The 6,531-nt window shown below is 71.6% G+C and carries 5 protein-coding genes; 2 read left to right on the forward strand and 3 right to left on the reverse strand.

The window, feature by feature from the left end; all coding sequences use genetic code 11:
• Nucleotides 1-33: 33 nt before the first annotated feature.
• The gene (locus LQ222_RS11235; protein ID WP_230166470.1) at nucleotides 34-1,194 is read right to left on the reverse strand and encodes an aminotransferase class V-fold PLP-dependent enzyme; all 1,161 of its coding nucleotides are present in this window, start codon (nucleotides 1,192-1,194) and stop codon (nucleotides 34-36) included.
• A 373-nt stretch (nucleotides 1,195-1,567) separates the two neighbouring features.
• Between LQ222_RS11235 and LQ222_RS11240 the strand changes: the two genes are divergently transcribed.
• Nucleotides 1,568-1,951: a helix-turn-helix domain-containing protein gene (locus LQ222_RS11240; RefSeq protein WP_230166471.1), complete on the forward strand. Its 384-nt coding sequence runs from the start codon at nucleotides 1,568-1,570 to the stop codon at nucleotides 1,949-1,951.
• Between the two features lie 257 nt (nucleotides 1,952-2,208).
• On the forward strand, nucleotides 2,209-3,681 hold the full coding sequence (locus LQ222_RS11245) for an FAD-dependent monooxygenase (RefSeq protein ID WP_230166472.1): 1,473 nt from the start codon (nucleotides 2,209-2,211) through the stop codon (nucleotides 3,679-3,681).
• A 223-nt stretch (nucleotides 3,682-3,904) separates the two neighbouring features.
• On the opposite strand, the gene parE is transcribed toward LQ222_RS11245, so the two are convergent.
• Both parE and LQ222_RS11255 read right to left on the reverse strand, forming a co-directional pair.
• Complete coding sequence (gene parE, locus LQ222_RS11250; RefSeq protein ID WP_230166474.1) at nucleotides 3,905-5,899, reverse strand: DNA topoisomerase IV subunit B; 1,995 nt, start codon at nucleotides 5,897-5,899, stop codon at nucleotides 3,905-3,907.
• 274 nt (nucleotides 5,900-6,173) lie between these two features.
• Nucleotides 6,174-6,531 (reverse strand): SH3 domain-containing protein (locus LQ222_RS11255; protein ID WP_230166475.1); only part of this gene is annotated, 358 nt, incomplete at its 5' end.

Raw genomic sequence — 6,531 nt, forward strand, 5'->3', positions numbered from 1 at the left:
AGCGATCCGGCGGGGCTTTTTCGTGGGCGTCGTTCAGGCCGCCACGCGCGGCATCGCGACACGCCGCCAGGCATCGACGAAGCGGTCCACATCCTCCTCGTCATTGTAGACATGCGGGCTGATGCGCAGCCGCCCCAGGCGCGGCGCGGCATAGGCGCGCAGCGCGGCCATGTCCTCGACCAGCCCGGCGGGCATCGCGCCAGGGAAGCCGACGCACAGGATATGCGGGGCGCGCAGCGCGCGCCGGGGCAGTTGGGCGCCGAAGGCGGACAGCCCTTCCTCCAGCCGCGCGGTCAGCATCGCGCAGCGTTGCGCGATCGCCGCCTGGCCCCAGCCGGCCATCATCTCCATGCCGGTCGCGGCCATGTCGAGGCCGATGAAATGGTCGCGCTCGCCCATGTCGAAACGCCGCGCGGTCGGCGCATAGGCGAGGTCGGCGAAGTACGGCACGCGTTCGGACGACACCGCGCGGCGCCCGAACGGCGTCTGCTCCAGCGGCACGCCATCCTGCCGGCGCTTGGCCACGTACAGGAAGGCGCGGCCGTACGGGCCGAGCACCCATTTGTAGGTCGGGAAGATCAGGAAGTCGGGGTCGATGACCTTCACGTCGATCGGCATGACGCCGGCGCCATGCGTGGCATCGACCAGCATCGCCGCGCCCTTGGCGCGCAACAGCGGCGCGATGCGCAGCAGGTCGATCGCCCCGCCATCCGACCAATGCACGTTCGAGATCGAGGCCAGCGAAACAGGTGCGCCAGGCTTGGCGATCGCTTCCTCGACCGCCGCGGTCCAGTCGCCATCGGTGGGGCGCGGCACGGTGTCGATGGTGAAGCCCTGCGCGGGCGCGCGCGCCATCCATTCCAACACCGGCGAGGAATGGTCGTCCTGCAGCACCAGCACGCGGGTGCCGGCCGGCGGCGAGAAGATCTTGCCCGCGGTGGCGACGCCATAGGAAACCGAGGAGACCAGCGCGACATCCTCGGCCTGCGCGCCGATCAGCGCGGCCGCGGCGGCGCGGCAGCGTTCGTGCTGGACGGCGCCCAGGCCCGGATCCAGTTCCCACGGCCGGCCCTTGCGCGCGACGCCGTTGCGCCCTGCCTCCTGCACCGCCAGCGGCAGCGGCGACCAGGCGGCGGCATTCAAGTAGGCGACCTCGCGCGGGATATCGAACAGGTGGCGTTGGGAGGGGAGCATCGGGGCGATCCTTCGCGGATGACCCACAAAGGCTAGTGCAGCGCAGCAACCAGTGGAACAGCCCGGCGCGCGGCACCTGCCGCACCGGCCGGGGGCTTGGTGGCGAATCGGTTGATTAAGACACCGATTCGAAGAAACGAAGGCCATGAGGCACTTGGGTTCGGGCCTTTCCACTGTAATGAAGCAGAGTGTGAACCACTGACAGGCCGGCCTGACAGAACATGTCAATTCCATCTGACATCGATCGGCCGAAATTTTACCTTTTGGAAACCGAATCGGGCGCAATCATGCCGCGCCGGGACCGTCCCGCCCCACCAGATGTAGTGCGGGAGCCCCGGCGATGAACAACATGGCAGCGAACGAGGCAGACAGGATGTCGCAGCAAATCACCGCCCCGCCCCAGGGCATGGACCACAGCACGCCGGAGGGCGATGCGCTGGAATTCGATGGCCAGGTCGGCGCCGCCCTGCACCGCCACCGCCGCGGGCTTGGCCTGACCGCGACGCAGTTGGCACGGCGCGTCGGCATCACGCAGCGCCAGATGGCGCGCGTCGAACTGGGGCTCGAGCCGCTGACGCTGCGCCTCGCGATCAGCCTGGGTGCCGCGCTCGGGATGCCGCCCGGCTGGTATCTGGGGCTCGATTCCGCGGCCCTGCCCGAGGCGATCGGCATCAACCTGCAGGAAGCGCATGACGGCTGGGCGCAGGCGCTCGCGCTGCGCATCGCGGCCGCCGCCACGCCGCCGGTCCAGCACTGACGCGCCAACCGCCGCGCCGATGCCTGCGGCGCCGCCAGGCGCCGGCACCGCGCGGCGGTTCGCGGCCACGCGCGCGCCGCGGCCGCGTCACCCATCCTGGCCGCGGGCGCGGGCCGGGAACGGCGATCGGCGTTGCCGCCCCGGCGCGGCACGCTGAACGCAGCGGGCGATGACATTCGTCGCCGCCTGGCCAAGTCTGGTCATCAAGCGCCAACCTGGTGCTGGCAACATGGCACCGCCAGCAGGGAGATCGCGGCATGACCGAGCCTGTCCTCATCGTCGGCGCCGGGCCGGTCGGCCTCACGATGGCGGCCGAACTGGCGCGCTACGGCGTGCCGATCCGCATCATCGACCGCGCCGCGGCGCGCACCGACAAGTCGAAGGCGCTGGTGCTCTGGCCGCGCAGCCTGGAACTTATGGATCGCCTCGGCTGCACCGGGGCCTTCATCGCCGCCGGCATGCGCGCCACCGGCGGCACCATCCGCGCCGAGAAGGGCGCCATCGGCCATGTCAGCTTCGCGGCCGAGGGCACCGCCTATCCCTTCGCCCTGATGATCCCGCAGAGCGAGACCGAACGGCTGTTCGAAGACCACCTGGCCGCGCAGGGCATCCAGGTCGAACGCCAGGTCGAATTGCTGCGCTTCACGCCCGATGCGGACGGCGCGCAGGCCACCCTGCGCCACCCCGATGGGCGCGAGGAGACGCTGCACACCCCCTGGCTGCTCGGCTGCGACGGCGCGCATAGCGCGGTGCGCCGCGGCCTCGGCATGGCCTTCGAGGGCGAGACCCTGCCGAGCGAATGGGTGCTGGCCGACGTGCACCTCGCCAACGTCGCCACGCCGCCCGATGAGCTCGCCATCCACTGGCATGCCGATGGCGCGCTGGTGCTGTTCCCCATCTCGCCCGGGCGCTGGCGCGTCATCGCCGATATCGGCGAGACCGACGACACCACCGCGCGCCACGAACCGACGCTGGCCGAGGTCCAGGCGCTGATCGACCGCCGCGCGCCGGGCGGCATCGTCGCCTCCGACCCGGTCTGGCTGTCCGGCTTCCGCATCAACGAACGCAAGGTGCGCGACTACAGCGCCGGGCGCGTCTTCCTGGCCGGCGACGCCGCCCATATCCACAGCCCCGCCGGCGGCCAGGGCATGAACACCGGCATGCAGGACGCCTTCAACCTGGCCTGGAAGCTCGCGCTCGTCATCACCGGCAAGGCCGCCGCACCCGCCCTGCTGCCGAGCTACAGCATCGAGCGCAGCGCGGTGGGCGACATGGTGCTCGCCAATGCCGGCCGCATGACCGCCGCCGCCACGCTGCGCGGGGACATCAGGCAGGGGGTGCGGAATTTCATCGCCTCGTTGGTGCTGCAAGTGCCGGCGGTGCAGCGCAAGATCGGCCAGGCGATGACCGAGCTGGCCATCGCCTATCCAGCCAGCCCCCTGACCGTATCGGGCGGCGCCCACACCAGCGGCCCCGCCGCCGGCGAGCGCATGCCCCCGCGCGCCGGCGAACCCCCCATCGGCGCCGGCCCCGCCCCGCGCTTCGCCATCCTCGCCGAGAACACCCCCGACATCGCGACCCTGTTCGCCCGCCACGCCGCCCTGCTGGAAGCAACCCCGCGCCCACCCATCAACCCAAAGGCCGCCTGGCTGGTGCGGCCCGACGGCTACGTCGCCCTGGTCGGGGAGAGCGCGGCGGTCGGGGCGTACCTGGAGCGCCTGGGCGGGTGAGGGCGTAGGCGGGGGGCCAGCCCCCCGAACCCCCCGCTGGGAGGCGACCGCCTCCCAGCGGGGGGTCAAATGGGCAGGATGAGGGAGGGGCTCATCGGCGGCACCGACGCGACAGGTGCGCCATGCCCCTCCCTCATCCTGCCCATACGTTTCCGCGGGTCCGGGGGCACGTATGCCCCCGGCGGGTGGGTTCGGGAGGGCAGCGCCCTCCCGGCTGCGCCCTTCACGCGTCCAGCGCCTCGGCTGCCACGCTCGCGGCGTTCTCCTGGATGAACTGGAAGCGCAGTTCCGGCCGGCGGCCCATCAGGGCTTCGATGCGGTCCGAGGTGAAGGCGCGGTCTTCTGGCGGCAGGACCACGCGCAGCAGGGTGCGCTTTTTCGGGTCCATGGTGGTTTCCTTCAGGGCGGCGGGGGGCATTTCGCCCAGGCCCTTGAAGCGGCTGACCTCGACTTTCTGGTTGGCCTTGAAGCGCTTTTTCAGCACGCGTTCGCGGTCGGCATCGTCCATGGCGTAGACCGAGACACCGCCGGCCTGCAGGCGATAGAGCGGCGGCTGGGCGAGGAAGACGCGGCCCTGGCGGACCAGCTCGGGCAGTTCCTTGTAGAAGAAGGTCATCAGCAGGGCGGCGATGTGGGCGCCGTCCACGTCGGCGTCGGTCATGATGACCACGCGGCCGTAGCGCAGGCGGGCGATGTCGAAGCGGTCGCCGACGCCGCAGCCCAGGGCCTCGATCAGGTCCTTCAGTTCCTGGTTCTGGCGCAGCTTTTCGGTGGTCGCGCTCGCGACGTTCAGGATCTTGCCGCGCAGGGGCAGCACGGCCTGGGTTTCGCGGTCGCGCGCCTGCTTGGCGGAACCGCCGGCGGAATCGCCTTCCACCAGGAACAGCTCGGTGCCGTCGGCGGATTCGCGCGAACAGTCCGACAGCTTGCCGGGCAGGCGCAGCTTGCGGGTGGCGGATTTGCGCGGCGTGTCCTTCTCGGCGCGGCGGCGCAACCGGTCCTCGGCGCGTTCGATGGCGAAGGCGAGCAGGTTGTCGGCGCGTGCCGGGTCGCCGGCGAGCCAATGGTCGAAATGGTCGCGCAGCGCGGCCTCGACCAGGCGGGCGGCCTCGGGGCTGGTCAGGCGGTCCTTGGTCTGGCCCTGGAATTGCGGTTCGCGCACGAAGACCGACAGCATGCCGGCCAGGCCGCCGAACAGATCCTCGGCGGTGACGGTTGCGGCGCGCTTTTCCTTCTTGAGCTCGCCATAGGCACGCAGGCCCTTCACCAGCGCCGCGCGGAAGCCGGCTTCGTGGGTGCCGCCCTGCGGCGTCGGGATGGTGTTGGCGTAGGTATTGAGGAAGCCGTCGCCGCGTTCGACCCAGGTGGCGGCCCATTCGACGCGGCCGGCGCCGTCGGGGAAGTCGGCGTTGCCGGCCCAGGGGGCGGGAACCACGGTGGCCTGGCCCTCGATGGCGGAGGCCAGGAAGTCCTGCAGCCCGCCGGGGAAGTGCAGCACCGCCTGGGCGGGCGTGTCGTCCTTCACCAGGGACGGGTCGCAGGACCAGCGGATCTCGACGCCGCGGAACAGGTAGGCCTTGGACCGGCACAGGCGATACAGCCGCGCGGCCTTGAATTCCTGCGCGCCAAAGATTTCGGGGTCGGGCTGGAAGCGAATGAGGGTGCCGCGGCGGTTCTGCACCGGCCCTGCGTTCTTCAGCTTCGTGACGGGCTTGCCGCGTTCGTAGGATTGCGTGAACAGCGTGCGGTCGCGCGCGACTTCCACATCCAGCCGTGCGGCCAGCGCGTTCACCACGGAACTGCCCACGCCATGCAGGCCGCCGGAGGTGTCATACGCCTTGCCGGAGAACTTCCCGCCCGAATGCAGGGTGGTGAGGATGACTTCGAGCGCGCTCAGCTTCGGGAATTTCGGATGCGGGTCGACCGGGATGCCGCGGCCATTGTCGCGCACGCTGATCCAGTTGCCCGGTTCGAAGGCGAGGTCGATGCGGTCGGCATGGCCGGCCACCGCCTCGTCCATGGCGTTGTCCAGCACTTCGGCAGCCAGGTGGTGCAGCGCATTCTCGTCGGTGCCGCCGATATACATGCCGGGGCGGCGGCGGACGGGCTCGAGCCCTTCCAGCACCTCGATGTCCTTGGCGGAGTAGCCCTCGGCCTGCGCGGCAGCACCCGCCGGGGCGCCCTTGCGGGCACCGCCACGGCCGAACAAATCGTTCATGTCTTGTTCCCTTTAGGGCGGTCAGAATAGCCACCACCGCGCCGGGAAACAACGCGGCGCGCGAGTCGCCGCCGCGGCCCACGAAACGGCGCGGCCCAACCCTCCGACAGGGAGGCGGCGCCAGCGCCCGCCGGAACTGGCGGCCCGAGGCTCCCTCGGGCCGGGAGCGCACAGCGCGACCGCGCCCAGCCCGTCAGCCGCCGCCAACGCACCAGTGCATGGCGCGAAGGCAAGGGCCGCGGACGCGGCCCGCCCGCCGCTTGAGGGCAAGAAACTAAGTCGAGAGCTCGAAGCCGGACACCGCCGCCTCGCGCGCCAGGCCAAGGCTCTCGGCGAAATTGTCGCGCTTGGCGAGGTTCGTCGCCGCCAGCACGCGCAGCGGCCCGCCGGCGCCGGCGGCGGCGGGCGCCGCGCGTTCCGCCACCTGGAAGGCGCCCGACGGCGCATAGCCGCGCAGCCCGCCCTGCCCTTCGACCAGCGCGAAGCCCGATTGCGCCGGGCGGACGGTCACCGGCTGGCCGGCGGCGACCCGGCCGATCTCCGGCGCGCCGGATTCCGGGCGCAGGCGCAGCGGCACGGTGGCGGCCGCCACGACGCGGCGCGTCGGCCCGCCGCGGCGCGCGGCCTGGGCG

The sequence above is a fragment of the Roseomonas sp. CECT 9278 genome (assembly GCF_918698155.1).
Classification (GTDB): Bacteria; Pseudomonadota; Alphaproteobacteria; order Acetobacterales; family Acetobacteraceae; genus Neoroseomonas.

Bases quoted from the DNA above. Each gene is read 5' to 3' on its own strand.
- LQ222_RS11235 (WP_230166470.1), bottom strand. From the start codon at position 1,194: ATGCTCCCCTCCCAACGCCACCTGTTCGATATCCCGCGCGAGGTCGCC.
- parE (WP_230166474.1), bottom strand. From the start codon at position 5,899: ATGAACGATTTGTTCGGCCGTGGCGGTGCCCGCAAGGGCGCCCCGGCG.
- LQ222_RS11245 (WP_230166472.1), top strand. From the start codon at position 2,209: ATGACCGAGCCTGTCCTCATCGTCGGCGCCGGGCCGGTCGGCCTCACG.
- LQ222_RS11240 (WP_230166471.1), top strand. From the start codon at position 1,568: ATGTCGCAGCAAATCACCGCCCCGCCCCAGGGCATGGACCACAGCACG.